Origin of the sequence: Blastococcus sp. TML/C7B, assembly GCF_016612845.1 — a bacterium.
Lineage (GTDB): Bacteria > Actinomycetota > Actinomycetes > Mycobacteriales > Geodermatophilaceae > Blastococcus.
Genome location: NZ_JAEOAA010000002.1, coordinates 926,072 through 951,860 on the forward strand (window position 1 = coordinate 926,072; position 25,789 = coordinate 951,860).

At 74.0% G+C, this 25,789-nt stretch carries 23 protein-coding genes, 1 tRNA gene and 2 pseudogenes; 10 read left to right on the plus strand and 16 right to left on the minus strand.

Features of this window, described 5'->3' with window-relative positions:
• Positions 1–7: 7 nt before the first annotated feature.
• The 6 genes and pseudogenes from JKP76_RS21600 to JKP76_RS17355 all read right to left on the minus strand — a co-directional run.
• Positions 8–226 (minus strand): annotated as a pseudogene (locus JKP76_RS21600) (PIG-L deacetylase family protein); the annotation flags it as partial.
• A 57-nt stretch (positions 227–283) separates the two neighbouring features.
• Positions 284–586, minus strand: a complete 303-nt coding sequence (locus JKP76_RS17335) for a phosphatase RsbU N-terminal domain-containing protein (RefSeq protein WP_200492085.1) — start codon at positions 584–586, stop codon at positions 284–286.
• Complete coding sequence (locus JKP76_RS17340) at positions 583–969, minus strand: STAS domain-containing protein (protein WP_200492086.1); 387 nt, start codon at positions 967–969, stop codon at positions 583–585. The genes JKP76_RS17335 and JKP76_RS17340 overlap by 4 nt, the downstream gene beginning before the upstream one ends.
• Positions 966–1,880, minus strand: a complete 915-nt coding sequence (locus JKP76_RS17345; protein WP_200492087.1) for an STAS domain-containing protein — start codon at positions 1,878–1,880, stop codon at positions 966–968. The genes JKP76_RS17340 and JKP76_RS17345 overlap by 4 nt, the downstream gene beginning before the upstream one ends.
• Positions 1,877–2,956: a sigma-70 family RNA polymerase sigma factor gene (locus tag JKP76_RS17350; RefSeq protein WP_200492088.1), complete on the minus strand. Its 1,080-nt coding sequence runs from the start codon at positions 2,954–2,956 to the stop codon at positions 1,877–1,879. The genes JKP76_RS17345 and JKP76_RS17350 overlap by 4 nt, the downstream gene beginning before the upstream one ends.
• Before the next feature lie 64 nt (positions 2,957–3,020).
• A complete protein-coding gene (locus JKP76_RS17355; RefSeq protein ID WP_200492089.1) occupies positions 3,021–3,263 on the minus strand; it encodes a hypothetical protein in 243 nt (80 codons plus the stop codon).
• A gap of 341 nt (positions 3,264–3,604) precedes the next feature.
• Between JKP76_RS17355 and JKP76_RS17360 the strand changes: the two genes are divergently transcribed.
• Complete coding sequence (locus JKP76_RS17360; RefSeq protein WP_200492090.1) at positions 3,605–4,048, plus strand: hypothetical protein; 444 nt, start codon at positions 3,605–3,607, stop codon at positions 4,046–4,048.
• Between the two features lie 57 nt (positions 4,049–4,105).
• On the opposite strand, the gene JKP76_RS17365 is transcribed toward JKP76_RS17360, so the two are convergent.
• Positions 4,106–5,626 (minus strand): MFS transporter, encoded by a 1,521-nt coding sequence (locus JKP76_RS17365; protein ID WP_200492091.1) that lies wholly within the window; start codon positions 5,624–5,626, stop codon positions 4,106–4,108.
• Between the two features lie 149 nt (positions 5,627–5,775).
• Here JKP76_RS17365 and JKP76_RS17370 point away from each other — a divergent pair, with 149 nt between their 5' ends.
• A complete protein-coding gene (locus JKP76_RS17370) occupies positions 5,776–6,534 on the plus strand; it encodes a sulfite exporter TauE/SafE family protein (protein WP_200492092.1) in 759 nt (252 codons plus the stop codon).
• Positions 6,535–6,606: 72 nt separating this feature from the next.
• On the plus strand, positions 6,607–8,895 hold the full coding sequence (locus JKP76_RS23615) for a bifunctional diguanylate cyclase/phosphodiesterase (RefSeq protein WP_200492093.1): 2,289 nt from the start codon (positions 6,607–6,609) through the stop codon (positions 8,893–8,895).
• A gap of 225 nt (positions 8,896–9,120) precedes the next feature.
• On the opposite strand, the gene JKP76_RS17380 is transcribed toward JKP76_RS23615, so the two are convergent.
• The 3 genes from JKP76_RS17380 to JKP76_RS17390 are packed head-to-tail and all read right to left on the minus strand — an operon-like array spanning position 9,121 to position 11,808.
• Positions 9,121–10,209 (minus strand): bifunctional RNase H/acid phosphatase, encoded by a 1,089-nt coding sequence (locus JKP76_RS17380; RefSeq protein ID WP_200492094.1) that lies wholly within the window; start codon positions 10,207–10,209, stop codon positions 9,121–9,123.
• Positions 10,206–10,946 (minus strand): zinc ribbon domain-containing protein, encoded by a 741-nt coding sequence (locus tag JKP76_RS17385; protein ID WP_200492095.1) that lies wholly within the window; start codon positions 10,944–10,946, stop codon positions 10,206–10,208. Before JKP76_RS17385 ends, JKP76_RS17380 begins: the two co-directional genes overlap by 4 nt.
• Positions 10,947–10,956: 10 nt before the next feature.
• Entirely contained in the window at positions 10,957–11,808 is an 852-nt protein-coding gene (locus tag JKP76_RS17390) for a Nif3-like dinuclear metal center hexameric protein (protein ID WP_200492096.1), read from the minus strand.
• 1,170 nt (positions 11,809–12,978) lie between these two features.
• Between JKP76_RS17390 and JKP76_RS21610 the strand changes: the two are divergent.
• The 4 genes and pseudogenes from JKP76_RS21610 to JKP76_RS17405 all read left to right on the plus strand — a co-directional run.
• Positions 12,979–13,299 (plus strand): annotated as a pseudogene (locus JKP76_RS21610) (FUSC family protein); the annotation flags it as partial.
• An 88-nt stretch (positions 13,300–13,387) separates the two neighbouring features.
• Complete coding sequence (locus JKP76_RS21615; protein WP_242471993.1) at positions 13,388–13,846, plus strand: hypothetical protein; 459 nt, start codon at positions 13,388–13,390, stop codon at positions 13,844–13,846.
• A gap of 195 nt (positions 13,847–14,041) precedes the next feature.
• Complete coding sequence (locus JKP76_RS17400; RefSeq protein ID WP_207146588.1) at positions 14,042–15,478, plus strand: wax ester/triacylglycerol synthase family O-acyltransferase; 1,437 nt, start codon at positions 14,042–14,044, stop codon at positions 15,476–15,478.
• The gene (locus JKP76_RS17405; RefSeq protein WP_200492098.1) at positions 15,475–16,476 is read left to right on the plus strand and encodes an NAD-dependent epimerase/dehydratase family protein; all 1,002 of its coding nucleotides are present in this window, start codon (positions 15,475–15,477) and stop codon (positions 16,474–16,476) included. The genes JKP76_RS17400 and JKP76_RS17405 overlap by 4 nt, the downstream gene beginning before the upstream one ends.
• A 10-nt stretch (positions 16,477–16,486) precedes the next feature.
• On the opposite strand, the gene JKP76_RS17410 is transcribed toward JKP76_RS17405, so the two are convergent.
• Complete coding sequence (locus tag JKP76_RS17410; RefSeq protein ID WP_309229578.1) at positions 16,487–17,401, minus strand: alpha/beta hydrolase; 915 nt, start codon at positions 17,399–17,401, stop codon at positions 16,487–16,489.
• Between the two features lie 217 nt (positions 17,402–17,618).
• Between JKP76_RS17410 and JKP76_RS17415 the strand changes: the two genes are divergently transcribed.
• The gene (locus JKP76_RS17415) at positions 17,619–18,431 is read left to right on the plus strand and encodes a triacylglycerol lipase (protein WP_200492100.1); all 813 of its coding nucleotides are present in this window, start codon (positions 17,619–17,621) and stop codon (positions 18,429–18,431) included.
• 16 nt (positions 18,432–18,447) lie between these two features.
• Here JKP76_RS17415 and JKP76_RS17420 read toward each other — a convergent pair whose 3' ends face one another.
• The gene (locus JKP76_RS17420; RefSeq protein WP_200492101.1) at positions 18,448–19,485 is read right to left on the minus strand and encodes a hypothetical protein; all 1,038 of its coding nucleotides are present in this window, start codon (positions 19,483–19,485) and stop codon (positions 18,448–18,450) included.
• A gap of 197 nt (positions 19,486–19,682) precedes the next feature.
• On the opposite strand from JKP76_RS17420, the gene JKP76_RS17425 reads away from it, so the two are divergent.
• The gene (locus tag JKP76_RS17425) at positions 19,683–20,255 is read left to right on the plus strand and encodes a hypothetical protein (protein WP_200492102.1); all 573 of its coding nucleotides are present in this window, start codon (positions 19,683–19,685) and stop codon (positions 20,253–20,255) included.
• Positions 20,256–20,518: 263 nt separating this feature from the next.
• On the opposite strand, the gene JKP76_RS17430 is transcribed toward JKP76_RS17425, so the two are convergent.
• The 3 genes from JKP76_RS17430 to JKP76_RS17440 all read right to left on the minus strand — a co-directional run bounded on the left by JKP76_RS17430 (position 20,519) and on the right by JKP76_RS17440 (position 21,535).
• Positions 20,519–20,593, minus strand: a tRNA-Val gene (locus JKP76_RS17430).
• Positions 20,594–20,631: 38 nt separating this feature from the next.
• Positions 20,632–21,093, minus strand: a complete 462-nt coding sequence (locus tag JKP76_RS17435; RefSeq protein ID WP_200492103.1) for a peroxiredoxin — start codon at positions 21,091–21,093, stop codon at positions 20,632–20,634.
• A 22-nt stretch (positions 21,094–21,115) separates the two neighbouring features.
• Positions 21,116–21,535, minus strand: coding sequence for a DUF3052 domain-containing protein (locus tag JKP76_RS17440; RefSeq protein WP_200492104.1), 420 nt, complete (start codon positions 21,533–21,535; stop codon positions 21,116–21,118).
• A gap of 234 nt (positions 21,536–21,769) precedes the next feature.
• Between JKP76_RS17440 and aceE the strand changes: the two genes are divergently transcribed.
• The gene (gene aceE / locus JKP76_RS17445; RefSeq protein ID WP_200492105.1) at positions 21,770–24,571 is read left to right on the plus strand and encodes a pyruvate dehydrogenase (acetyl-transferring), homodimeric type; all 2,802 of its coding nucleotides are present in this window, start codon (positions 21,770–21,772) and stop codon (positions 24,569–24,571) included.
• Here the strand turns inward: aceE and JKP76_RS17450 are convergent.
• Positions 24,564–25,766, minus strand: a complete 1,203-nt coding sequence (locus JKP76_RS17450) for a M20 family metallopeptidase (protein WP_200492106.1) — start codon at positions 25,764–25,766, stop codon at positions 24,564–24,566. The genes aceE and JKP76_RS17450 overlap by 8 nt on opposite strands.
• Positions 25,767–25,789 lie beyond the last annotated feature (23 nt).

Here is a 25,789-nt window from a genome sequence, read left to right on the forward strand (position 1 = left end):
CGACGGCTGCCGAGCGCCGCTCCTCGTCCTCGCGCAGCGGACCGGCCTCCGCCGGCGGCACCCCCTCCATCCCGGCCTCGCCGCGGGTGGCCAGCAGGTAGTGCACCTCCTTGCCGGCCCCCGTCCAGACCGCGACGGCGGCCGCCAGCCCGTACTCGATGTCGTCGGGATGCGCCGCGATGACGAGCGCGCGCTGCCAGTCGTCGGGCATCGGTGCGGAAGGCATGCGCAGAGTCTCGCCCCGCGAGCCCGACGTGACGAGGCCCGCCCGCGCGCCGCACGCCTAGCGCGGGCGGCCCCGGCCGTCCGGGGACCGGCGCTGCGACATGTCGTAGCTGGCGACCAGCTCGAGCACGAAGTCCGAGGCGGCCTCCGCCACCGACGGCACCTCGTCCAGCGGGGTGTCCCGCAGCACCTCGACGAGGACCTCGTGGTGGATCCGGACCACCTCCAGCAGGCTCACGTCCGCGGCGAGCGCGGACCGGCCCAGCTCGTAGCCCGCGTGCAGCGCCGCCTCGCGCGGGCTGCCCAGGTGGCGGAGGAACGCCGCGCGGTGGTCGCGGCGGAGCTCCTCGATGCGCGTCACCGGCGCGGAGCCGGCGGCGCGGCAGGGGTGGCCAGGTACTCCAGCCCCTCCTCCAGATCGAGCGCCGTGACCAGGGAACCGGTGTCCATGCCCAGCCGGACGATGACGAAGGCGACGTCGGGCTGGATGCCGACGATCACCGTCCGCGCCCCCCGCAGCCTGGCCATGTCCGCGATGTCGCGCAGCATGCGGGTGGCGAAGGAGTCCAGCACGTCCAGCGCCGCGACGTCGATGATCACCCCCCGCGCGCGGTCGCGGCCGATGCGGTCGACGAGGTCCGCCCGGAAGCGCTCCAGCTGCGAGTCGTCCAATGCGGTGTGGACCGACGCGATCAGCGTCGACCCCTGCTTGAGGACCGAGAACAGCCGCGGCCCGGAGGTCATGGGCCCGAGGCGCCGTCAGGGCGCTGCGTCGTGTACCCGAGCATCCGCTCGGCCTCCTCGAGGCCGCCCTGCAGATCCCCGACGGTGTCCATCTTGCTGAGGTCGACCCCGATGGTCACCAGCGTCTGGGCGATGTCGGGCGAGAGGCCGGTGATGATCACCTCGGCACCCATGAGGCGGGAGGCGTCGACGGTCTGCACCAGGTGGTTGGCCACCGTGCCGTCGATCGTCGGGACCCCCGTGATGTCGATGACGACCACCTTGGCGCGGTGCGTGCGGATGCCGGTGAGCAGCTGCACGGTGAGCTGCCTGGCCCGTTCGCTGTCGAGCACGCCGATGATCGGCAGGATGAGCAGCCGCTCGCGGACGGGCAGGACCGGTGTCGACAGCTCCAGGATCGCGTCCTGCTGCTGCCGGATGACGCGCTCGCGCTCGTCGACGAAGCTCACCGCCACGGTGTTGGCGATGCGGTTGGCCGCGGGTTCGTAGGCGTCCAGCACGCGGTTGAGGAGACCGAAGTCGCGCTGGTACTTCTCGAACAGCGACCGGGCCAGCACGTCGCGCAGGAGCAGGACGATCCCGACGACCTCGTTGGTCTCGACGCCCCGCGGGATGATCCGTTCCGAGAGGTCGCGCGCGTAGTGCTGCAGCGCCTCCACGCTGCCGGTCTCCAGCACCTCGACGTAGTTGTCGTAGACCGACGTGGTCTCCGCCGCCACCTCCTGGCTGGTCATCGCCTGGAGCAGGTGCGCCTCGCCGATCCGTGCGGTCCACTCCTGCCGCAGGCGGGTGCGGTGCTCGCGCAGGTGCGCGACCAGCTCGGGCAGCAGGCCCTGGTCGTCACCGTGCTGCGACTCGGGCGGTCCGCTCCAGGATCCCTGGCTCGTGCTGTCGTCCTGGTTGCCGGTCATCGCACTCCCACCCACTTCGTCATGGTCACGGTGGTGCCGCGACCCACGTCCGACTCGATCGCGAACTCGTCCATCAGCCGCCGGGCTCCCGGCAGGCCCAGGCCGAGGCCCTCGTACGTGCTGTAGCCGTCGCGCATCGCCTGCTCGACGTCGGGGATGCCGGGTCCGGCGTCCCGCACGACGACGCGGACGCCCCGCCGGGGTTCCTCCAGCGTCCCGATCTCCACCTCGCCGGTGTCGGCGAACTTCACGACGTTGCGCGTCACCTCCGAGACCGCGGTGGCGATGGCCGTCTGGTCGGTCGCAGCGAACCCGATCCGGGCGGCCACCTCGCGGACCGCCTGCCGGGCGGCGACGACGTCGGCGTCGGCCTGCACGGGGACGCGGACGACGTCGGTGCGCCACCGCCCCCGGTCGATCAGCGGCCCGCTGATCTGCGCGCAGAAGTCGCACTCCAGCAGGTGCCGGGCCGCGTCCACCTCCGCCTGGCGACGGCGGTCGCCGCCCGAGAGCGCCAGCAGCACCGGCCGGCACCGGTCCGTCGGGGGTTCTGCGTGCTCGGCCGCCAGCAGGTACTCGACCCGGAGCCGGGCGCGACTGCGGTTGAGCTGGGCGGCGACCGCGCCGGCGGTGGACCCGAGCTCCGCGGCGAGCGAGCGGGTGTCCTGCCCGGACACCTCGTGGGCCAGCAGGGTCGCCCGCTCCTGGTCGGTGAGGCGGGCCAGCGCCTCGCCGACCGCCGTTCGGTCCTCGTCGGCCAGGAGCTCCTCGTCCAGCGCCTCGGACGGGCGGAGGTCCACGACCCGGTGCTGGTTGCGCCGGTCCCGGTCCTGGTCGCGCCACAGCGAGGCGACGACGTTCCTGGCCGTCACGATCGCGTAGGGCTCGAGCATCCCTGGCCCGATCCGCCCGACCGCGGCGAGCACCCGCGTCAGGGTCTCCTGCACGAGGTCGTCGACGGTGGCGCGGTCGGGGACCCGGGCCGCGACGACCCGCCGGACGAGCGGTATCAGCTCGGCGAACTGCGCCGGTTCGACTCCCTCGCCCGGAGAGCCGGCCGACCCCGCGGCGGACATGCGCGGACGTTACCGCCCGCGACGCCACGACGTCTCCGCTCCGGGAACGGCCACGGGGCCGACCTCACCCCGTGGGCCCCGAGCGGAGCTGCTCACCCCACCACCGCCGCTCGGCCGCCCGTTCGCGCAGCAACGACCCGAGCACCGGGGTGGCGGCGTGGTCCGCCTGCCGCTCGAGGAACTGCGCGGTCGCCAGGTGCTCGGCCGCCCGCTGCATCCAGAGCAACCGGCGCAACTGCGCCCGTCGCCGTGCCGAGCGGTTCTCGGCCGTCACCGACTCCATCCAGAGCTCCTGATCGGCGGTCATCGCGGTCCTCACATCCGATTCGTCTCCCCGTGCACGGATGAGGACGCGCTCGGGCCGGGCGCATGACGCGGATGCGCCGGCTCGCTTGCCGCCGCGCGCCCCGGACCCGCGGCCGAACCGGCCCGGACGCACCGGCGTCCACCGCATGACGCGGAGCCCGGTCCCGTCATGCACCGCCGCGACGCACGTCTCCCTCGTGCGGCCGCCGTCGTCCCCCACCCTGACCCCGCGGGGGGCGGCGGCGGTCCGCGTCATCCGTCCGCGGCCGCCGCGTGTCATCCGTGAAGCCCCGTGAGGGCCTCGAGGCACACCACATCGGATCAACGTCACCTGGAGAGACCATGCGCACTCGATCCCTGGTCGGCGCGGCCGCAGCGCTCGCCACGTCCACGATCGCCCTGGCCGGCCCGGCCGCCGCTGCGCCGCAGCAGAACGGCCTGGTCAACGTCAACGTCACCGACGTCGCCGTCCTCGTACCCGTGGGCGTGGCGGCGAACGTCTGCGACCTCAACGTCGCGGTGCTGGTGGACACGCTGCGGGACCGCGCGGCCGACTGCGACGCGAATGTCAGCAACGGGCTGGAGATCACGCAGAACGCAGGCGACGGCCCCGGCCGCCAGGAGGGGCTCGTCAACCTGAACCTGGAGGACATCACGGTCGCGATCCCGATCGCGCTCGCCGCGAACATCTGCGACGTCAACGTTGCCGTCCTCGTGTCCGACCTCCAGGACCAGGCCGCCCAGTGCGACGCGGACGCGGGGAACGAGGTCACAGTCCTCCAGTGACGCCAGCGCCCCACGCCGGACCGGCCCACCAGCGGCCGTAGCGACGAGGCCCGCGCGTCAGTGCGCGGCGGCGGCCTCCGGTGCGCGCGCCGGCGGGGTGGCCGCACCCGGGGGCGCCGCCCGCACGAGCAGCAGCACCAGCACGCCGCCGGCGAGCGCGGACAGCCCGGCGGCGAGGAACACCCCGTCCAGGCCGGCGGCGTACCCGCCGGCCAGCGTCTCGGCGAGCCCCGCTCGGGCCTGCGGCTCGGCCTCGCCGAGGATCACCGGCGCCTGGCCGGCCGAGAGCGCCGTGGCCAGGCCCGACGGGTCGGGGCTGCCGGCGTCGCGCAGCGCGCTCGAGGCCCCGGTGGCGAAGACGGTGCCCAGCACCGAGACGCCGACGGCGAACCCGATCTGGCGGGCGGTGTTCACCGCGCCCGAGGCCATGCCGCTGCGCTCGCGCGGAACGGCGGCCAGCGCGGCCGACGCCAGCGTCGGGTTGGCGACACCCACGCCCAGGCCGAGCACGGCGAGGCCCGCGACGAGAACGCGCCAGGTCGAGTCGGCGTCGACCAGGGTCATCAGCAGGCAGCCGGCCCCGATCAGCAGCAGCCCGCCGCCGAGCACGAAGCGGGGCGGCTGGGTCTGCAGGAAGCGGCCACCGGCGGCGGCCGCCACGAAGCTCACGACCGACAGGGGGATGAACACGCACCCGGCCTGCAGCGGCGAGAGCCCGCCGATCGACTGCAGCCACAGCGAGGTGTAGACCAGCAGCGCGAACGCCGCGCCGTTGAGCACGAAGGCGGCCAGCATGATGCCGCTGAACGAGCGGCCGGCGAACAGGCGGACGTCGAGCATCGGCGCGGGACGGCGCAGCTCGACCAGCACCCAGAGGACGAGCACCGCGAGGCCGCCCACGACCGGGCCCCACGACGTGCCGGTGGCCCAGCCCTCGGCGGCCGCGCGCACCAGCCCGTAGACCACCGCGCCGGCTCCGAGGGAGAACAGCGCGATGCCCGGCACGTCGGGCCGCGGCGCACCCGGCTGGCGCGCCTCCTGGACGGCGACCAGCGTCATGACGACGGCCAGCACGGTGACCGGCAGGTTGACGTAGAAGATCCAGCGCCAGTCGAGCTCGGTCAGCGCGCCGCCCAGGATGGGCCCGAGGGCGGCGGCGGCACCGAGGACGGCACCCCAGATGCCGAAGGCCGTGCCGCGGTCCCGGCCCTCGTAGCTGGTGTTGATCAGCGCGATCGTGGTGGCGAACATGATCGCGCCACCGACGCCCTGCACGCCGCGGGCGGCGATCAGCCAGCCGGCGTCGGGTGCCAGGCCGCAGGCGAGCGACGACAGCGCGAAGACGACCAGGCCGATCAGGTAGAGCCGCCGGCGCCCGTAGAGGTCGGCCAGCGAACCGGCGCCGAGCACCAGCGCGGCCAGGGCCAGCGCGTACACGTCGACGACCCACTGCAGCTGGGCGAAGCTGGTGCCCAGGTCGCGGGCGATGTCGGGCAGGGCGACGTTCACGATGGTGACGTCGACCAGGAGCATGAAGGTGCCGATGCAGATCGCCGTCAGCGGGAGCCACTTGCGCATGGCGACCAGGGTGCATGCGACCACCGACAACTTCCCCTCGACCAGCACCCCTCCGGCGATCCGTCCACACGGGCACTGCGGCGCACCCCTCCCCGGCGCCACCGACCCCTCGCTCCGGGTGCCCGTGAGCTCACCGTAGGTTTCCCGCCGTGTCCGCCGCCGACCTGGTCATCGCCGCTGCCGTGGCCTTCCTCGCCGGCGGCGTCAACTCGATCGCCGGGGGCGGCTCGCTCATCCTCTTCCCGACGCTGGTCGCGCTCGGCCTGGGCACCGTCGAGGCCAACGTGACCAACTCGGTGGTCCAGTGGCCCGGCTACCTCGGCGGGGTCGCCGGCTTCCGGTCCGAGTACACCGGCCAGCGCTCGCGGCTGCTGCGGCTGGGCGCGGTCGCCGTCCTCGGCGGGACGACGGGCAGCGTGCTGCTGCTGACGACGCCGTCCGAGGCCTTCGACGTCGTCGTCCCGGTGCTCGTGCTGCTCGCCAGCTCGCTGCTGGCCCTCCAGCCGCTGCTCACCCGCCGGTTGAGGCAGCAGCAGGCCGACGGCGCGGCTGCGCGCGACCCGCGCTGGCTCTACGCGGCGCTGTTCGTGGCCACCACCTACGGCGGCTACTTCGGCGGCGCGCTCGGCGTGATCCTCGTCGGCGTGCTGGGGCTGGCGCTCAGCCGGCTGCAGCTGGCCAACGCGCTCAAGTCGGCCCTGTCCGCCGTCACCGCCACGGTCTCGCTGCTGATCTTCGGCGTCTTCGGCGAGGTGCACTGGGGCGTCGTCGCCGTCGCCGCGCCGGCCAGCCTGCTCGGTGGGTTCCTGGGGGCGCGGATCGCGACGCGGATCCCCGCCACCGCCCTGCGGGTGCTGATCGTGGGCTTCGGCGTCGCGGTGTCGGTGTACCTGTTCCTCCGGAACTGACCCCCCGCGGGCGCCGGCTGCGGAGCTGACCCCGAGGGGTGATCCGCGGTGGCGGGCGTTCACCCGGGACCCGTGCAGGCCGATGTCACGCTCGTGGACGGTCCCGTGCGCTCGCGGCTGCTGCCCGGCGCGCCCCGGTGGCTGCTGGGCCTCCTCGTGCTGGCCGCCGTCCTGTGCCTGATCCCGGCGCTGCTGCGCCTCGCCCGCCCGGGGGCACCCGGCCCGCTGGTGGGGGTCGCGCTCCTGGCGCTGCTGCACCTGCTGCTCACCGGCCTGCTCACCTGGCGGGCCTGGACCATCGGCAGCGAGCGCGCGGTCTGGGCCCGGCTGGCCCTAGGCGCCGCCGTCTTCTTCGCCGCCGTCACGTCGGCCGTCGTGCTCCACCTCGTCCCGGCCACCCGGTCGGTGGCCATGGTCCCGCTGGCCTGGAGCGGCGCCGCGGTCTTCCCGTTCTGGTACGGCGCGCTGGTGCGGTGGAACCGGCACAGCACGAGCACCGCCGATCCCAACGACGCGCTGAACGGGTTCTCCGCGGTCCTCGCGGTCGACGCGCTGCTCAACCTCACCGTCGACGCCGGCAGCGGACCGCTGGCCGAGCTGCCCGGCTGGGCGCTCCAGGCGGTCTTCGCCCAGTTCGCGGTGAGCTTCGTGCTCCTCGGGACGGCGCTGACCCTGCCGTCGCTGGGCGGCCTGGGGCGCGATCCGCGCACCTGGCTGCTGGCCGCCTCGCAGGGCCTCTGGGTGGTCGGCGCCGTGAGCACGCTGGTCACCGGTGTGCAGGGCGGCTGGACGCCGGTCGTCCACCCCCTGGTCGTGGTCTGCGTGGCCGTGGCGGCCACCCTGCGCTCGCGCGGCTCGGCACCCCAGCCCGCCGACCCGGCCGCGGCCACCATCGGTGCGTTCGTCGTCATCCTGGCCTCCGTCGCGATCCTCCTGGTGGCCGCGCTGACCGGCGGGCCGGCCGTCGCCGTCGGGTGCGCCGCCCTCGCCGCCATCGGCGCGGGCGTGCGGATGGCGGTCAACGTCAGCGAGCTGGCCCAGCTGGCCGCCACCCGCCGCGAGGCGCTCACCGACGACCTGACCGGGCTGGCCAACCGCCGCGCGGTGCTGCGGCGCATCTCCGAGCTCACCGCCGAGGGGACGCCGGTCGCCCTGGCCCTCCTCGACGTCGACAAGTTCAAGGAGGTCAACGACGCCCTCGGCCACGCGGCCGGCGACGACCTGCTGCGCCAGGTGGCCCAGCGGCTGTCCCCGGCACTGCGGGCGGGTGACCTGCTCGGCCGGCTGGGCGGCGACGAGTTCGCCGTCGTCGCCGTGCTGGACCCGGACGGTGATGTCCGGGCGGCGGCGCTCGCCCTCGGCGAGCGGCTGCACGAGCAGCTCGCCGAGCCCTTCCCGGTCGACGGCATGTTCGTGCACTGCTCGGCGAGCATCGGCGTCACCAGCAGCACCGCCGCCGTCCGGCAGCCGGCCCAGCTGCTGCGGCGGGCCGACGTCGCCATGTACGACGCCAAGCGCTCCGGCCGCGGCGTCGCCCGGTACGACTCCGCTGTCCACTCCGACAGCAGCGGGCACCTCGCCCTGGTCGAGCAGCTGCGGACGGCGCTCACCACCGACGAGCTGGTGCTGCACCACCAGCCGCAGCTCGACGTCGCCGACAGCCGCGTGGTGGGCGTGGAGTGCCTGCTCCGCTGGGTGCACCCCGAGCGCGGGCTGATCCCGCCGGCGGAGTTCCTGCCCCTGGCCGAGGTGCACGGGCTGATGGGGCCGCTCACCGAGCGCGTCCTGCAGTGCGCGATCGCCCAGCTCGCCGACTGGCGCGGTCGCGGCCTGGACCTGCGGATCTCGGTCAACTTGTCGGCCAGCAACCTGCTCGACACCGGCCTCCCGGGCCGGCTGGCCGAGCTCCTGACCCGGCATGCCGTCCCGCCGGCGTCGCTCGTGCTCGAGGTGACCGAGAGCGTGCTGCTCACCGACCCCGAGCGCAGCCTCGCGGTCTTGGCCGGCCTCACCGCGCTCGGCGTCGCCGTCAGCATCGACGACTTCGGCACCGGCTACTCGTCGCTGGCCTACCTGCGCGACCTACCGGTCACCGAGCTGAAGCTGGACCGGTCGTTCACCGCCGACCTGTGCACCGACGAGCGCACCGCGGCGATCATCGCCGGCACGGTCGACCTGGCCCACCGGCTCGGGCTGCGGGTGGTCGCCGAGGGCGTCGAGGACGACCGCACGCTGGCCCGGCTGCACGCCCTGGGTTGCGACGTCAGCCAGGGCTACCTGCACTCCCCCGCGCTGCCGGCGCCGCTGCTCGAGCGCTGGCTGCTCGACCGCGAGGTGGTCCCGGCGTCCCCCTCCCGCTGACGGTCCCACCGGTCCCGCGCGGTGCCGGAACGTGGCCCCCAGGAGCCCCCGGCGGCGTGCTTAGAATCCGCGCCATCGTTGAACGCTCACGGACTCGGTTCGCGAGCCTCACCCCCGGGCGCCGTGACCTCGCACCGAGCGCCCCCCGGCTGTCCCGCCGGGCCTGGCGCCGTCGTCGGGCCCGGCGGTCGACACCCGGTGTGGACGCCGGGCGGCGCCGCCGGCTCAGCGCAGGTGCGCGGTGTCGTTCACCAGGCGCACCGACGTCCGGCCGTCCGAGGACCAGGCGACGGTGCACAGCGACGCCGCCTGCAGGTACACCCGGTGGACGACGTCGTCCCCGGCGCCGAGGCCCGCGGCCAGCATCAGCTTGATCGGGGTCACGTGGCTGACCAGCAGCACCGACCGCCCGGCGCACCGGTCGAGGACCCTCCGCCGGGCGCGTGCCACGCGGGCGCTGACGTCGGCGATCGACTCCCCGCCCGGCGCGGCGACGGTCAGGTCGGACATGAACCGGCGGACCGCCAGCGGGTGCTTCTCCAGCGCCTCGGCACCGGTGAGCCCCTCGAGGTCGCCGAAGTCGAGCTCGACCAGGTCGTCGTCGAGCTCGACCGGCAGGCCCAGCACGCGGCCGACGATCTCTGCGGTCTCGCGGGTGCGGCGCAGCGGCGAGGCCACGATCACCTCGATGCCGAGCTCGGCCACCCGGGCGGCGGCCGCCTCGGCCTCGGCGCGGCCGGTGCGGGACAGCGGCAGGTCGTTGCGGCCGCTGTAACGGCGCTCGGGGGTGTGTTCGGTCTGCCCGTGGCGCAGCAGGTGGGTCACCGTGGTGACCACGGTGCGCGGCTCCTCCGGCTGGACGTCGCTCTCGGTGACCGAGGGCTCGGCGGCGGCGTCGCGGTGCACCGGCTTGCCGTCCATCGCGCTGTTGGCCAGGGCGTCGGCCGCGCCGTTCTGCGCCCGGGGCACCCACGTGTAGCGGACGCTGCCCAGCCGCCCGGCGATCGCGCGCGCCTGCTGCGCGAGCTGCCGCATGTCGGGGTGCTTGATCTGCCAGCGGCCCGACATCTGCTCGACGACGAGCTTGGAGTCCATCCGGACCTCGACGTCCGCGGAGGCGTCCAGGTCCAGCGCGGCCTGGAGCCCGGCGACCAGGCCGCCGTACTCGGCGACGTTGTTGGTGGCCCGCCCCACCGAGGCGGCGCGCTCGGCGAGCACCCGGCCGGTCTCGGCATCGCGCACCAGCGCGCCGTAGCCCGCCGGCCCGGGGTTGCCCCGCGACCCGCCGTCGGCCTCGACGACGAAGCGGGTCACAGGCCGGACTCGGCCGTGCGCACCAGGATCCGGCCGCAGTTCTCGCAGCGCAGCACCTCGTGCGGATCGGCGTTGCGGACGGCGGCCAGCTGGTTGCCGTAGAGCTCGAGCCGGCAACCCTGGCACGCCCGCGCCTGGAGCATCGCCGCACCGGTGGTGCCGGTCTGGCTGCGGATGCGGTCGTACAGCGACAGCAACGGCGCCGAGATGCCACCGGCGACGGCGGCCCGGGCCGACTCGTGCCGGCCGGTGCCGTCGGCGATGTCGGCGAGGGCCTCGTCGCGCAGCTGCTCGGCGCGCTCCCGCGCCTCCCGCGCCTCGACCAGGCCCTGCTGGGCAGCGGTGAGCGTGGCCTCGGCCGCCTCCAGCCGCTCCATGAGCTCCAGCTGCTGGTCCTCGAGGTCGGCCTGCCGGCGTCCCAGCGACTCCAGCTCGTGCTGGAGGTTGGTCATCTCCTTGGGCGTCGCGCTGCCGGAGTCCAGCCGCTGCTGGTCCTTGGCCGCGCGCTGCCGCACCGTGTCGACATCGGACTCCAGCCGCCGGACCTCGCGACCGAGGTCCTTGACCTCGGTCTCGGCGCGGACGACGTCGGCGGAGAGCTCGCGCTCGGTCTCCTCGGCGGCCTCGACCGCCGCGACCTCCGGCAGCGTCCGCCTGCGATGTGCCAGCTGGGTCAGCGCGACGTCCTCGGCCGCGAGCTCCAGCAGCTTCTGCTGCTCGAAATGGTCCACCTTCACGGGAGCCAACCTACCGGTGCGCGCGCGTGGTCCCGCTGCCGTCCGGTGCCTGCCCCACCGCGTGCGTCCACGGATCGGTGCGCACCGCGGAGACGTCCACCTCCACCGCTCCGCCGAGGTCGCGGCGGAGCGCCGCCGCGGCGACCGGGAGCCACGGCCACTCGCTGGCGAAGTGAGCGACGTCGCACAGCGCCGGGCCCACTACCTCGCGCGCGTCGGAGACCGGGTGGTGCCTGAGATCGCTGGTCAGCAGCACGTCGGCACCGGCGGCCGCAGCCGCGGCCAGCAGCGAGCCCCCGCTGCCGCCGCAGACCGCCACCCGCCGGACCGGCCGGTCGAGGTCGCCGGCCACGCGCACACCCCCGGCGGTGGCCGGCAGCACGCGGGCCACGAGGTCGGCGAAGCCGCGCAGATCCAGCGGCGCGGGGAGCTCCCCCACCCGACCCAGGCCCGCGCCGGGCACGCCCGGCGCCGGCTCCAGCGGCACCGCCCCGGTCAGCCCGAGGACGTCGGCGAGCGCCGCGTTGACCCCCGTGCCCGGCGCCCGGTCGGCGTTGGTGTGCGCGACGAAGAGCCCGGCGCCGGCACGCACCAGGCGGTGCACGAGCCGGCCCTTCGGGTCGTCGGCGGGCACGCCGTGCACGGGGGTGAGGTACAGCGGGTGGTGGGTGACCAGCAGGGCGGCGCCGGTCGCGATCACCTCGTCGACGACGGCGGCCGTCGGGTCGACGGCGAACAGCACCCGGTCCACCGGTTCGGACCGGTCACCGCACACCAGGCCGACGGCGTCCCAGGCCTCGGCCAGGGCCGGGTCGTAGCGGGTCTCGAGGGCCGCGATCACCTCGCCGAGCTGCACCGTCACGTCCGGGACTGTAGGTGAGCGCGCCGGTCCGCCGGCGTCGGCAGGAGAGCCGGGCCGGGCGGTGACAAGCTTCGGTCGTGGGCGCCGAGGCGGGACGGAGCAGGAGCCTGCACGCCCCGGCCTGGCTCGAGGAGCTGGTCCGCACCGGGCGCCCTGCCGTCCCGTGGCGGGACGTCGTCCGCTTCGCGGTGGCGATCCCTGCGCCGCTCGCCCTCGCCGTCGTCGTCGAAGGCGGCATCGAGGCGGGCCCCACGCTGAGCGCCGGCACCTTCGGCACGATGGGTGCGCTGGTGGCCACCCTGGCGCCGCAGGCCTCGCCGCTGCGCGACAAGCTGCGACGGATCGTCACCGCGACGGCGTTCGGCGCGCTCGGCCTGGTGGTCGGCAGCCTGGCGGCCGGCGGCGGCTGGGGGCCGGTCGTGGTGATCGCGCTGCTCTCGGTCGTGGCGGCGCAGATCAGCCGGATCAACGCGACGATGTCCCTCGGCTCGCTCCAGCTGCTGGTCTACACCGCGCTGTCGTCGGGCTTCCTGACCTCGCTGCCCTGGCACCGGGAGATCGCCTTCTTCCTGCTGGGCGCCGCCTGGGCGACCCTCACGACGCTGCTGCAGGCCCGCACCGAGGTCGGCGACCCCGACCGGCGTCGCCGTCGCCGCTGTCTTCACCCGCATCGCCGAGCTGCTCGAGGCCGAGGACACCCCGCGCTCCGAGGCCGCCCGCCGCGACCTCACGACCGCGCTCAACGCCGCCTACGACCGGGTCATCCGCAGCCGCAGCCACCACGCGGGCCGGGTGAAGGAGCTCTCCGAGCTGGCCGGCGTGCTCAACTCCGCGGCGCCGCTGGTGGAGGCGGCGGTGGCGGCCGCCCGCGCCCGTGCGGCGGTCGACGCGGCCGATGTGACCGCCGTCCGCGACCTGGCCGCCGCGCTCCGCGGCGAGCGCGAGCTCCCCGGCGAGCGGCCGCCCCCGCTCGACGACGGGCACCACACGGCGCGGGCGGTGCGGCACGCCGTCCGGCTGGTGTGGAACGTCGTCGGCGACCCCGAGGAGCGCGCCGGCGCGGCCGCCGTCCGGCCGCTGACCACCACCGGCGACCGGGTGCGGGACCTGGTCGACCGCACCGTCGCCAGCGCGGAGAGCCGCGCCTTCGCCGTGCGGCTGGCGCTGTGCATGTCCGTGGCCGAGGTGGCCCGCCAGCTGCTGCCGTCGGCCCGGCCGTACTGGGTGCTGCTGACCGTCGCGATCGTGCTCAAACCGGACTTCGGCTCGGTGTTCGGCCGCGCGGTGCAGCGCGGGGCGGGCACCCTGCTCGGCGTCCTCATCGGCTCGGCCCTGCTGGCGGTGCTGGGCGGCAGCCCCTGGCTGCTGCTCGCGATGGGGCTGCTCGCCGGGCTGCTGCCGTGGGCGCGGGCGGCCAACTTCGGGCTGTTCTCGGTGTTCCAGACGCCGGTGATCCTGCTGATGCTGGACCTGACGCTGCCGCACAGCGCCGGCCTGGTCGGCGAACGGCTGGTCGACACCCTGATCGGCTGCGCGATCGTGCTGGTGTTCGGCTACCTGCTCTGGCCGCAGACCTGGCGTGCGCCGCTGGACCAGGCCCTGCACGACACGACGATCGCGCTCGACGGCTTCGTCGAGGCCGACCTTCACCGGCGGCCCGGCCGAGCGCCGCCGCGCCCGCCGGCGCACCTACCGGACGCTCACCGAGCTGCAGACCCAGCTGCAGCGCCGGCTGGCCGAGCCTCCGCCGATCAGCACCCGCGCCGCCGCCTGGTGGCCGGTGATCGTCGCGCTGGAGCGCACCTCGGACTCCGTCACCGAGGCGGTCATCGCCACCCGCGGGGGCCAGCCGGAGCCCGACCTCGACCAGGTCGCGGTGCTCCGCCGCGCGATCCGGCAGCTGGAGGACGACGTCCGCACCCCCGCCGACGACGACGCCGAGCTCCTCGCCGATGGCGTGCTCGCCCCCATCGCCCGCGAGGTGGACACCGCCCGCCGCCTGGTCCGCGCCACCGCCCCCGGGCGGCGCCGCCGGTGATCGGACCGCTGCCGACGGGGACCGCGCCGCTGGTTAGAGCGCTTCGGCGCGGGGCATGCGACTGTGGCCCCGGTCACGGCGACGCTGTTGCGGTGAACCAGGCGACACGCCTACTTTCGGCGGCCAGCGACGACGTGACGGGCCCCTCGCCCCAGCAGCGGTCCGAGGGGCGGCGAGGAGCAGAACGTGGACCGGATGAGCGCTCTCGACAGCGGCTTCTACTTCGCCGAGAGCGAGAACACGCCCATGCACGTCGGGTCCGTGGCCGTCTTCGACGGTCCGGCACCGAGCTACGGCGACGTCGTCCGGCTGCTGCTCAGCAAGCTGCCCCTCGTGCCGCGGTACCGGCAGCGGGTGCGCGAGGTGCCCCTGCAGCTGGGCCGGCCGATGTGGGTCGACGATCCGCACTTCCAGATCCTGTACCACGTCCGGCACACCGCCGTCCCGCGCCCGGGCGGCGACGAGCAGCTGCGCAACCTCGCCGGCCGCGTGCTCGGCCAGCGCCTGGACATGTCCAAGCCGCTGTGGGAGCTCTACCTGATCGAGGGTCTGGCCGACGACCGCTGGGCGATCATCTCCAAGGTCCACCACTGCATGGTCGACGGCGTCGCCGGCACCGACCTCATGCAGCTGATGTTCGACCTCTCCCCCGACGCGACCCACGACGAGCCGCGCGACTGGTCGCCGCAGCGCACACCGACCAGCGCAGGCATGGTGGCCGGCGCCGTGGCCGAGGCCGTCGCGCACCCCTTGCGGCAGCTGACCTCGATGCCCGGGAGCGGGGCCGCCGGACGGCTGGCCAAGCAGGTCCTCGACTCGGGGAGGACGGTCGCCTCCACGCTGCCGTCCCTGGCCAAGCAGGCGCTGGTGCCCACGGCCCGCTCCCTCAACGGGCCGATCGGCCCGCACCGTCGCTGGGCGTGGACCTCCACCGACTTCGCCGAGCTCAAGGAGGTGCGCACGGCGCTGGGTGGCACGGTCAACGACGTCGTCCTCACCTCGATCACCGCCGGCTTCCGCGACCTCCTGCAGGGCCGCGGGGAGCTCACGTCCGAGAAGCTGGTCGTGCGCACGATGGTGCCGGTGTCGGTGCGCGCCGACAGCCAGCGCGGCACCCTGAACAACGCGGTCTCCTGCGTCTTCGTCGACCTGCCCGTGGGCGACCCCGACCCGCGCTCCCGGCTGGACTCGATCCGCGGGCAGATGGACGAGTACAAGAAGGCGATGCAGGCGGTCGACGTCCCCTCGATCATCGCGATGGGGGACTTCGTCGCGCCCACGCTGCTCTCGCTCGGGGTGCGGGCCGCCCTGACGGCCGGTCAGGTGTGGTGCCAGGCGGTGACGACGAACGTGCCCGGCCCGCCGATCCCGCTGTACGTCCTGGGGCGGCGGATGTGCTCGGCGTACGCGTACGTGCCCATCGCCGGCGGCACGCGCTGCTCCATCGGGATCTTCAGCTACCAGAAGACGATGACCTTCGGGATCAACGCCGACTTCGACGCCTTCGCCGACGTCGACGTGCTCTCCGGCGGCATCCGCCGCGGCATCGAGGAGCTGCTGGAGCTCGCCCGCGCCGAGCAGAGCACCCCCGGGGTGCCCCGGTCCGAGGTGCCCCAGCCGGCGGCGCGGTGACGCCGGCCGGGCTCACGGTCGCCGTCACCGGGCCCACCGGCACCTTCGGCGCCGGGCTGGTCCCGCTGCTCGAGGACGACGACCGGATCGCCCGCGTCATCGGGCTGGCCCGTCGGCCGTTCGATCCGGCGGCGCGCGGCTGGTCGAAGATGGAGTACCGGCAGGGCGACGTCCGGGACCCCGACGCGCTGCGCGACGCGTTCGCCGGCGCCGACGTCGTCGTGCACCTGGCCTTCCTGATCGCCGGCAACGCGTCGCGCGAGACGATCCGCGCGATCAACGTCGAGGGCACGCTCAACGTCTTCCGCGCCGCCGCGGCGGCCGGCGCCCGCCGGTTCGTCTACGCCTCCTCCGTGGCCGCCTACGGCTTCCACGCCGACAACCCGGAGCTGATCGACGAGGACTGGCCGGTGCGCCCGGCGGCCCGGCTGTTCTACGCCCAGGAGAAGGCCGAGCTGGAGGAGCTGCTGCAGCACGAGGCGCAGGCCGCGCCCCAGCTCGCGCTGTACCTCCTGCGGCCGCCCGTCGTCCTGGGCCCGAACGCCCTGGGCGCCAAGGACGTGCTGCCGGGGCCGCTCGCGCCGCTGGGCCGCCGGCTGCTCGGCCGCCCGCGAAGGCTCCCCCTGCCGATCCCGCTCCCGGTGCCCGAGCACCCGATGCAGCTCGTCCACGAGGAGGACGTCGGCCGCGCGCTGCAGCTGTGCGTCGTCGGCGCCGGCCCGCCGGGTGCGTACAACATCGCCGGCGAGGGCGTCGTCACCGCCGCCGACGTCGCCCGCGAGTTCGGCGCGCTGCCCATCCGGCTCGCGGCCGGCCCCGGGCAGGTCGCCGCCCGGGCGATCTCCCGGCTGCCGTTCCTGCCGCCGGTGGCCGAGTGGGTCGAGGCCGCCTCCCGGCCGGCCCTGATGGACACCACCCGCGCCCGCGAAGAGCTCGGTTGGCGGCCGCGCTACACCGGGCTCGAGGCGCTGCGCGACACCCTCCGCGACCAGGGCTGAGCCGGGCCCATCACGCCCCGGCGCGGGCCTCCGCGAGCCCGGCCAGCCACGGCAGCACCTCGGCGGCGAGCCGCTCAGGGCACTGCAGCTGGGGCACGTGCCCGACCCCCTCCATCTCCACGTAGCGCCAGTCCGGGTGCCGCCGGGCGACGTCGCGGGCGGCCTGCACCGGGATGAGCCGGTCGAGATCGCCGTGCACCAGCAGCACCGGTCCGCCGACCCGCTCCATCGCCCGCCGGTAACGCCGCGGGTCGGCCAGCTGGGCCAGCAGCGAGCGCGCCGCGGCCAGGTAGGCGCGGTCCATACCGGCGTGGTCCTCGCGCTCCTCCAGCAGCACCACCGAGCGGTCGATGACCGCCGACGGCAGCGTGTCCGGGTCGACGCCGACCAGGCGCAGCATCTCCCGCACCCGCTGCAGCGGCGTCTGCCGCGCGCGGCGCAGCCAGAGGAATCGCTCCCCCACCACCGGCATCGCGTACAGCGCGAAGGTGACGGCGACCAGCGGGTCCAGCGCCCGCCGCGGGCCGGGGATCGCGGGGTCCAGCAGCACCAGGCCGCGCACCGCCTCGGGGTGGGCGGCCTGCTCGAGGATCGAGATCATCCCGCCCATCGAGTTGCCCACCAGCACGGCAGGCTCGCCGGCGACCTCCTGCAGGAACCGGTGCAGCACCTCGACGTTGGCGTGCACGGTCGCGCGCCGGCCGCCGGGCTCGCTGCGGCCGAACCCGGGCAGGTCGATCGCCAGCACCCTCGCGTGCGGCAGCAGCAGCGGGGCGAAGGTGTCCCAGTTGAGGTGCGAGCCACCCAGGCCGTGGACGAGGACGACGCGCGGACCGCCGTCCGGACCGCCGAAGTCGACGTAGTGGACCGGGCCATCCAGGTCGACCGTCCGGCTCTCCCCCGGAATCTGCTGCTCCGCCGCCACTGCCGACCGCCCTCTCGTCCCGCCGCTGTCGGCCGCAACGGTGGCACGGGCGGCCCCCCGGCGCCCGGGCAACCGTCGCGGTGGACCGGAACGGAAGCGTCTGCCGTGACCCAGGACACATTCTGGCAACATCCGCCAGCGTGTTCGGGAAGCGGTGTGTGAGCCAGGCCGCAGATTGGTACTGGCCCGTACCAAGGACGTAACACGGGAGGTCGGCGTGGCACGACAGCAGGACGACGGACCGGCGCTGCCGCTCTACCTGAGCGAGCCCGGTCGCGCGGTCGCCGACTTCGGTCTCTACCTGGCGGCGCGGCCGCTGACGCAGCGGCTGCCCAAGGGCGACGGGCACCCGGTGCTCGTGCTGCCCGGCCTGCTGGCCGACGACGTCTCGACCACCGCGTTGCGCAGCACGCTCCGCCGGCTGGACTACCGCGTGCACGGCTGGGGCCTGGGCCGCAACATCGGCCCGACCGCGCTGTGCGTCAACGGCCTGCGCGACAAGCTCGACTACCTGCACGGCCGCTACCGCCGCCCGGTGACGCTCATCGGCTGGAGCCTGGGCGGCATCTTCGCCCGCGACCTCGCCCGCCGCTCCCCCGACCAGGTCCGCCAGGTCCTCACCCTGGGCAGCCCGTTCCGGCTGACGAAGTTCAGCCAGACCCGCGCCGCCAAGGTGTTCGACCGGTACTCACACCTGCACGTCGAGCAGCGCACGCTGCCGCTGGAGCCGGAGAACGAGCCGCTGCCGGTGCCGGCCACCTCGATCTACTCGCACTACGACGGCATCGTGCACTGGCAGACCTGCCTGAACACCCCGGGCGAGCGCTGCGAGAACATCGCCGTCACCGCCAGCCACCTGGGCCTGGGGCACCACCCGGCGGCGCTCTGGGCCGTCGCCGACCGGCTGGCCCAGCCGGAGGGCTCGTGGACGCCGTTCCAGGCGCCGCGCTTCCTCCGCCCGGTATTCCCGAAGCCGGCCGAGGCCACCCCGTGCTCGCCGGTCGGGACCCTGGAGGGCTCGGCCGCCTGAGGGCGGGCACCGGCCGCTACGACCCCGGCGCGGGACGCTCAGCGTCAGCGGCGGCGTCGTCGTCGCCCAGCAGGGCGCGCAGGCCCAGCACCGCCAGCGGGATGACGGCCGGAAAGGCCAGGAACCAGATGCGGCCCAGGTTGCTGGCGATGAGGAACGGGATCACCAGCGCGGCCGGCACCAGCCAGACCAGGCGGCGCGGCAGTTCGCCGGTCCGGCGGTTGCGGAGCAGGCCGAGGACGAACAGCGGCCCGGCCGCACCGAACACGAGCGCCAGCTCGCGCAGCGTGTACGGCAGCCCCGACCAGCCGAGCACGTCGGCGACCTGCCGGTCGAACCGGTCCAGGTTGTACCGGTAGCCGACGTCGGTCGGCGCGACGACGAACCGGAGCAGCAGGTAGCCCAGCACGCCGGGGGCGAAGCAGGCGAGCTGCCGGACCCGGTCCGGCCACGTCGCCGGGAGGACCAGCACCAGCAGGGCCGCGAAGACCGTCGTCTCGCGGACGAACATGCCGACGCCGGCGATGAGCACCAGCGCCCCGTTCCGGCGGGCGACGACCGCCCACGCCGCCAGCGTCAGCACCGCGTGGCTCCACGCGTCGACCAGGACCGCGCCGCCGAAGCGGAGCACCGGCCAGGCGCCGAGGAAGAGCAGCGCGCCGGTGAACCCCTCCGCGGCGGTGAGGCCCAGCCGGCGCAGCAGCAGGGAGACCGCCCAGGCGGCCACCGCCAGGCCCAGCAGGTCCAGGACGGCGAAGGCGACCCGGACGTCGTGGACCTCGGGCCGGCCGAACGCGAGCACCCAGCCGCGGGCGAGGAAGGGCACGACCACCCGGTAGCGGAACGGCTTGGGGACGCCGTCCAGGTCGCCGGTCAGCGCCATCCGCGCGTAGGCCGCGGAGTCCCCCGTGTCGCCCCCGGTGGCCGGGTCGTCGATGTCGAACTCGCGGTAGCCGACGTAGGCGATCGGCGCGGCCGCCAGCGCGAGGACGAGCAGCAGCACCGCCTCGTGGCGCAGCGCCGAGGCGCGACGGGTAGCCGGGGTCGCGGTCACCGCACAGCGGTACCCCGGCGGCATCCCCCGGGATGCACGCGGCGAGCTACACCCGGCTACGAAATTTCCCCATCTCGTTCTCAGGGCGTTCTCTTTGGCGACAGAGTTGCGTTCCGAAGCTTCCAGTAAGAGCGAGGGTCGTTATGGTGCGTCCGATCCCGATTGCGGCCGATCGCCCCCGAAGGAGAGTTAACTAGATGAGACCTGCCGTTGTACTGATCGCCGTTGGCCTCTGCCTGCTGGCCGGTTGCAGTTCTGACGATTCCGCGTCCGACAGTGCCGACTCAAGCGAGACGTCGAGCTCCGCGTCCTCGGGCGCGCCGGAAGATCCGCGGGGCGTCGCGGCATCTGGGGACGAAGACCTGATCGAAGACCTCTGCTCCGACTATTGCCAGACACTGATGGACAATGACCAGATCTGTCCTACCGGAACCACAGACCTGCTCTCTTGCTCGATACCGCTGGCAGAGGGAATCGACGCGGTGAATGACCTGGCTGACGCTTCAGAAGAACTGGACCGTTCGGACCCGGAGCGTTACGAGGCTCTGGACGACGCCATAGTCGCGGCTCGGGACGCCTACGACGACTGGTCGGACGACACCAAGTGCAAGATGGTCATAGACATTCAGGACCCGTTCTGGTGGCGGGTCAGCGGATCGACTGAAGAGATCGGGCGCATGAACGTCTTCGCATGTTCGGCGAAGGCGGCATCGGCCGGATACACCCAATCCTCGGTTGGAGCCGTGCTTCGAAATCTGTCGAGAAGCTGATTCCGATGATGTCCCTGCGGGGCGATCCGGAGCAGGGGCGTCCCGCCGGGATGTCGCCGCCATTTCCACGTCGCGCTCACGACGTCCACACAGTGACGCTGAGATCCAGGGCCCTGATCGGACCCCGCCTGGACGGAGCTCGTGGAACGTGAGCAACCCCCCGGACGAACTCCGCTCATCTACGACGACCGGCACGACGTGCGGGTCGCGGACTTGGCCGGCCAAGGCGAGCCAACGCCACCCGACATTGGTCAGCGGCTTACTGGTGGGCGCGGCAGGGTTCGAACCTGCGACCGCTCGCTTGTAAGGCGAGAGCTCTACCGCTGAGCTACGCGCCCCGCGCGCCCAGGGTAGAGACCCCGGGCGCCCGGTCGGGTCAGGCCGCGAGCTGGGAGACGGCGTCCTTCCAGCCGGACTGCTCGCGGGCGTCGCCGGGCTGGTTGACCTCGGCGAAGGCGATCTTCCCGTCGGCGTCGACCAGGAAGGTGCCGCGCACGGCCATGCCGGCCTTGTCGTTGAAGACGCCGTAGGCCTGGGCGGTGGCGCCGTGCGGCCAGAAGTCCGACAGCAGCGGGAAGTCGAAGCCCTCCTGCGCCTTGAACGCCTTGAGGCTGAACACCGGGTCGGTGCTGACCGCGAGGACGCGCACGCCGGCGTCGGTGTAGTTGGCCAGCTCGTCGCGCAGCTGGCACAGCTCACCGGTGCAGATGCCGGAGAAGGCGAAGGGGTAGAAGACCAGCAGCACGGGGGTGCCGCGCAGCTCGGCCAGGGAGACGACCTGCTTGTCCTGGTCGGGGAGGCTGAACTCGGGGGCGACGTCGCCGACGGAGAGGCTCATGCGCCCGATCGTGCCGTACGCCTCAGCGTCGGCTGCGGGCGGTCTTCGGGCTGACCAGGCGGATGCCCGACCAGTCCTTGGCCGCGGAGACGCTGCTGGTCTGCTGCAGACCGGCCGTGGGGGCCACCTCGGTGACGTCACCGGGCTCGACGTGGCCGGGGCGCCCGGACTTGGGCACGAGCAGCCAGACGACGCCCTCCTCGCCGAGGGAGGTGATCGCGTCGGTCAGGGCGTCGAACAGGTCGCCGTCGTCCTCGCGCCACCAGAGCAGCACGACGTCGGCCACCTCGTCGGTGTCCTCGTCGACCATCTCGCCACCGGAGAGCTCGATGATCGCGTCACGCAGGTCCTCGTCGGCGTCCTCGTCCCAGCCGAGCTCCTGCACGACCATGCCCGGCTTGATGCCCAACCGGGCCGCCATGCCGGCGCTGTCGACGCTCATCCGTACTGCTCCTCCTGGGTGGACCTGCTGCTGATCGATCGGGGTGGTGACGCCGTGCCGGCCGGCCGTCCGCGCGGGTGCGTCAGGGGCCGTTCGAACCGGGAGCCACGTGGGCGGAAGCGTAGGGCATGACCGCCACGGCGCAAGCGCGACCGACCCCTGCGCGGCCCCGGACTTGCCGGGCGACGGGCCAGTCACGTGACGCCCGGCTCCCCGAGGGGGAACGATGGGGGCATGAGCGCACAGCAGTCGGACGGCGACCCCGCCCGCGACCTCGGCGCACCCCGCGCGGTCATCACCGACGGGCTGCCCAGCCAGCTCCCCGACACCGACCCGGACGAGACGCAGGAGTGGATCGACTCCCTCGACGCCGTCGTCGGGCACGCCGGCCGTGAACGCGCCCGGTACCTGATGCTCCGGCTGCTCGAACGCAGCCGGGAGCAGCAGGTCGGCGTCCCCGGCCTGCGCAGCACCGACTACATCAACACCATCCCGCCCGAGCGCGAGCCGTGGTTCCCCGGCGACGAGCACGTCGAGCGGCGGATCCGCGCCTACATCCGGTGGAACGCCGCGATCATGGTGCACCGCGCGCAGCGGCCCGGGATCGGCGTCGGCGGGCACATCTCGTCCTACGCCTCCTCCGCCTCCCTGTACGAGGTCGGCTTCAACCACTTCTTCCGCGGCAAGGACCACCCCGGCGGCGGCGACCAGATCTGGTTCCAGGGGCACGCCTCCCCCGGCATCTACGCCCGCGCCTTCCTCGAGGGCCGGCTCTCCGAGCAGCAGCTCGACGGCTTCCGCCAGGAGGTCAGCCACCCCGGGGGCGGCCTGTCCAGCTACCCGCACCCGCGGCTGATGCCGGACTTCTGGGAGTTCCCGAGCGTCTCCATGGGCCTGGGCGGGATGAACGCGATCTACCAGGCGCGCTTCAACCGCTACCTGCACGACCGCGGCATCAAGGACACCTCCGACCAGCACGTGTGGGCGTTCCTCGGCGACGGCGAGATGGACGAGCCGGAGTCGCTGGGCACCATCGGCCTGGCCGCCCGCGAGGAGCTGGACAACCTCACCTTCGTCGTCAACTGCAACCTGCAGCGCCTCGACGGCCCGGTGCGCGGCAACGGCAAGGTGATCCAGGAGCTCGAGTCGTTCTTCCGCGGCGCCGGCTGGAACGTGATCAAGGTGATCTGGGGCCGCGAGTGGGACCCGCTGCTGGCCGGTGACCGCGACGGCGCCCTGGTGAACCTGATGAACCAGACGCCGGACGGCGACTACCAGACCTACAAGGCCGAGGACGGCTCCTTCGTCCGCGAGCACTTCTTCGGCCGCGACCCGCGCACCCGCCGGCTCGTCGAGGGCATGAGCGACAAGGAGATCTGGAACCTCTCCCGCGGCGGCCACGACTACCGCAAGGTCTACGCGGCGTTCAGGGCGGCCCAGGAGCACAAGGGCCAGCCCACCGTCATCCTCGCCAAGACGATCAAGGGCTGGACGCTGGGCAGCCACTTCGAGGGCCGCAACTCCACCCACCAGATGAAGAAGCTGACCGCGGAGGACCTCGCCCTCTTCCGCGACCGGCTCTACCTGGACATCCCGGACTCGGAGCTGGACAAGACCCTGCCGCCCTACCTCAAGCCCGACCCGGACTCCGACGAGATGCAGTACATGCTCGAGCGGCGCCGGGCGCTGGGCGGCGCGGTGCCGCGCCGGCGCGCGGAGTTCAAGACGCTCAAGGCCCCCGAGGACAAGGCGCTGGACATCCTGCGCAAGGGCTCGGGCAAGCAGGAGGTGGCGACGACTATGGCGTTCGTCCGCCTGCTCAAGGAGCTGCTCAAGGACCCCGAGCTCGGCCCGCGCTTCGTGCCGATCATCCCGGACGAGGCGCGCACCTTCGGCCTGGACTCGTTGTTCTCCTCGCACAAGATCTACAACCCGGGCGGGCAGCGGTACACGTCGGTCGACCGCGAGCTGATGCTGGCGTACAAGGAGTCCGAGCAGGGCGTGATCCTGCACGAGGGGATCAACGAGGCCGGCTCGACCGCCTCGCTCACCGCCGCCGGCACCTCGTACGCCACGCACGGCGAGCCGATGATCCCGATCTACATCTTCTACTCGATGTTCGGGTTCCAGCGGACCGGCGACTCGATCTGGGCGGCCGCCGACCAGATGACCCGCGGCTTCCTGCTCGGCGCCACCGCGGGGCGGACGACGCTCAACGGCGAGGGGCTGCAGCACGAGGACGGCCACTCGCTGCTCCTGGCCGCCACCAACCCGGCGGTCGTCTCCTACGACCCCGCGTTCAGCTTCGAGGTCGCGCACATCACCCGCGACGCCCTGGTCCGCATGTACGGCGAGGACCCGGGCGCGCCGCTCGGCGGGACCCGCTCCCCCGACGTCCTCTACTACCTCACCGTCTACAACGAGCCCTTCCACCAGCCGGCCGAGCCGGAGGGCCTCGACGTGCAGGGGCTGCTGGCCGGCATGTACCGGTACGCCGAGGGGCCGGCCGGGGACGGGCCGAAGACGCAGCTGCTGGCCTCCGGCGTCGCCGTGCCGTGGGCGCTGCGCGCGCAGGAGCTGCTCGCGCAGGACTGGGGCGTCTCCGCCGACGTGTGGTCGGTGACCTCCTGGACCGAGCTGCGCCGCCAGGCCGAGGAGGTGACCCGGCACAACCTGCTGCACCCCGAGGAGGAGCCGGGCACCCCCTACGTGACCGAGCGGCTGCAGGAGACCGTCGGCCCGGTCGTCGCGGTGTCGGACTGGATGCGCGCCGTCCCCGACCTCATCGCGCCGTACGTGCCCGGCGGGCTGGCGTCGCTGGGCACCGACGGGTTCGGCCTGTCCGACACCCGCCCGGCGCTGCGCCGGCACTTCTCCGTCGACGCCGAGTCGATCGTCGTCCGCGCGCTCGCGTCGCTGGCCGACGAGGGGCAGGTCGACCGCGCCCGCGTGCGGGAAGCCGTGGAGAAGTACCAGGTGCGCGACGTGCAGGCGGCTCCCGCCGAGGAGCGGTCGGACCCGTCGCCGGCTACCTGAGGGCGTCGAGCGCCATCTGCGCGTACAGCGCGACGCCCGCCGGCAGCGGCTCCTCGTCGAAGACCACCAGGTTGGAGTGGTTGGGCGGCGCCCCGGCCGGGTCGACGCCCGGCGGGCGCGCGCCCAGCCAGGCCAGCGCGCCCGGCACCTCCTGCAGCACGTAGGAGAAGTCCTCCGCGCCCATGAGCGGCGCGGGCAGCAGGACGGCGGCCTGCTCGCCGAGCATCGCGCGGGTGGTCTCCAGCACCCGGGCGGCCGCCCCGGCGTCGTTGATCGTCACCGGGTACCCCTGCTCGTGGTGGACGTCGACGCCGAGGTCGTGGGCCGCGGCCACGTGCTCGGCGACCCGGTGCAGGGCGGCGACGACGTCGGCCCGCCGCTGCGCCGACAGGGTGCGGATCGTGCCCTCGAGGAAGGCCGACCCCGGGATGACGTTGTTCGTCGACCCGGCCTCCAGGTGCGCGACGGTGAGGACGGCGGGGTCGAACACGTCCACGCGGCGGGTGATCATCGACTGCAGCGCCAGCACGATCTCCGCGGCGGCGGGGATCGGGTCGGCGGCGGCGTGCGGCTCGGAGGCGTGCCCGCCCCGGCCGCGCAGCGTGATCGACCACTGGTCGGCGGCGGCCATGACCGGCCCGGGCCGGACGTTCACGCTGCCGCTGGCGAAGGTCGAGGAGATGTGCAGCGCGAACGCGCCGCTGACCGGGGCCTCGGGGACGACGTCGAGCAGCCCCTCCTCGAGCATGAACCGGGCGCCGTGGAAGCCCTCCTCCCCCGGCTGGACCATGAACACGACCTGCCCGGCCAGCTCGTCGCGGCGCGCGGAGAGCAGCCGCGCGGCGCCGACCAGCATCGCGACGTGGGTGTCGTGCCCGCAGGCGTGCATCACGCCGGGCACCTCGGAGGCGAACGGCAGGCCGGTGTCCTCCTGCACCGGCAGGGCGTCCATGTCACCGCGCAGCAGGTAGGTGGGGCCGGGCCGGGCGCCGCGCAGCACCCCCACGACCGAGCTGGTCCGCGTGCCCATGGTCACCTCCAGCGGCAGCTCCGCGAACGCCTCGAGCACCGTCGCCTGGGTGCGCGGGAGGTGCAGGCCGATCTCCGGGTGCCGGTGCAGCCGGCGGCGCAGGTCGATCGTGCGGTCGGCGTCCTCGTACGCGGCCGACAGCAGGTCGGCGGGGGTGCTCGGCATGGCCCCACTCTCGCCCAGGCCGC

Excerpts from the sequence above, each read along its gene's own strand:
- JKP76_RS17350 (WP_200492088.1), bottom strand. The coding sequence starts at position 2,956 with ATGTCCGCCGCGGGGTCGGCCGGCTCTCCGGGCGAGGGAGTCGAACCG.
- JKP76_RS17440 (WP_200492104.1), bottom strand. The coding sequence starts at position 21,535 with ATGAGCGTCGACAGCGCCGGCATGGCGGCCCGGTTGGGCATCAAGCCG.
- JKP76_RS17400 (WP_207146588.1), top strand. The coding sequence starts at position 14,042 with ATGAGCGCTCTCGACAGCGGCTTCTACTTCGCCGAGAGCGAGAACACG.
- aceE (WP_200492105.1), top strand. The coding sequence starts at position 21,770 with ATGAGCGCACAGCAGTCGGACGGCGACCCCGCCCGCGACCTCGGCGCA.
- JKP76_RS17435 (WP_200492103.1), bottom strand. The coding sequence starts at position 21,093 with ATGAGCCTCTCCGTCGGCGACGTCGCCCCCGAGTTCAGCCTCCCCGAC.
- JKP76_RS17340 (WP_200492086.1), bottom strand. The coding sequence starts at position 969 with ATGACCTCCGGGCCGCGGCTGTTCTCGGTCCTCAAGCAGGGGTCGACG.
- JKP76_RS17365 (WP_200492091.1), bottom strand. The coding sequence starts at position 5,626 with ATGCGCAAGTGGCTCCCGCTGACGGCGATCTGCATCGGCACCTTCATG.
- JKP76_RS17345 (WP_200492087.1), bottom strand. The coding sequence starts at position 1,880 with ATGACCGGCAACCAGGACGACAGCACGAGCCAGGGATCCTGGAGCGGA.
- JKP76_RS17425 (WP_200492102.1), top strand. The coding sequence starts at position 19,683 with ATGAGACCTGCCGTTGTACTGATCGCCGTTGGCCTCTGCCTGCTGGCC.
- JKP76_RS17360 (WP_200492090.1), top strand. The coding sequence starts at position 3,605 with ATGCGCACTCGATCCCTGGTCGGCGCGGCCGCAGCGCTCGCCACGTCC.
- JKP76_RS17450 (WP_200492106.1), bottom strand. The coding sequence starts at position 25,766 with ATGCCGAGCACCCCCGCCGACCTGCTGTCGGCCGCGTACGAGGACGCC.
- JKP76_RS17355 (WP_200492089.1), bottom strand. The coding sequence starts at position 3,263 with ATGACCGCCGATCAGGAGCTCTGGATGGAGTCGGTGACGGCCGAGAAC.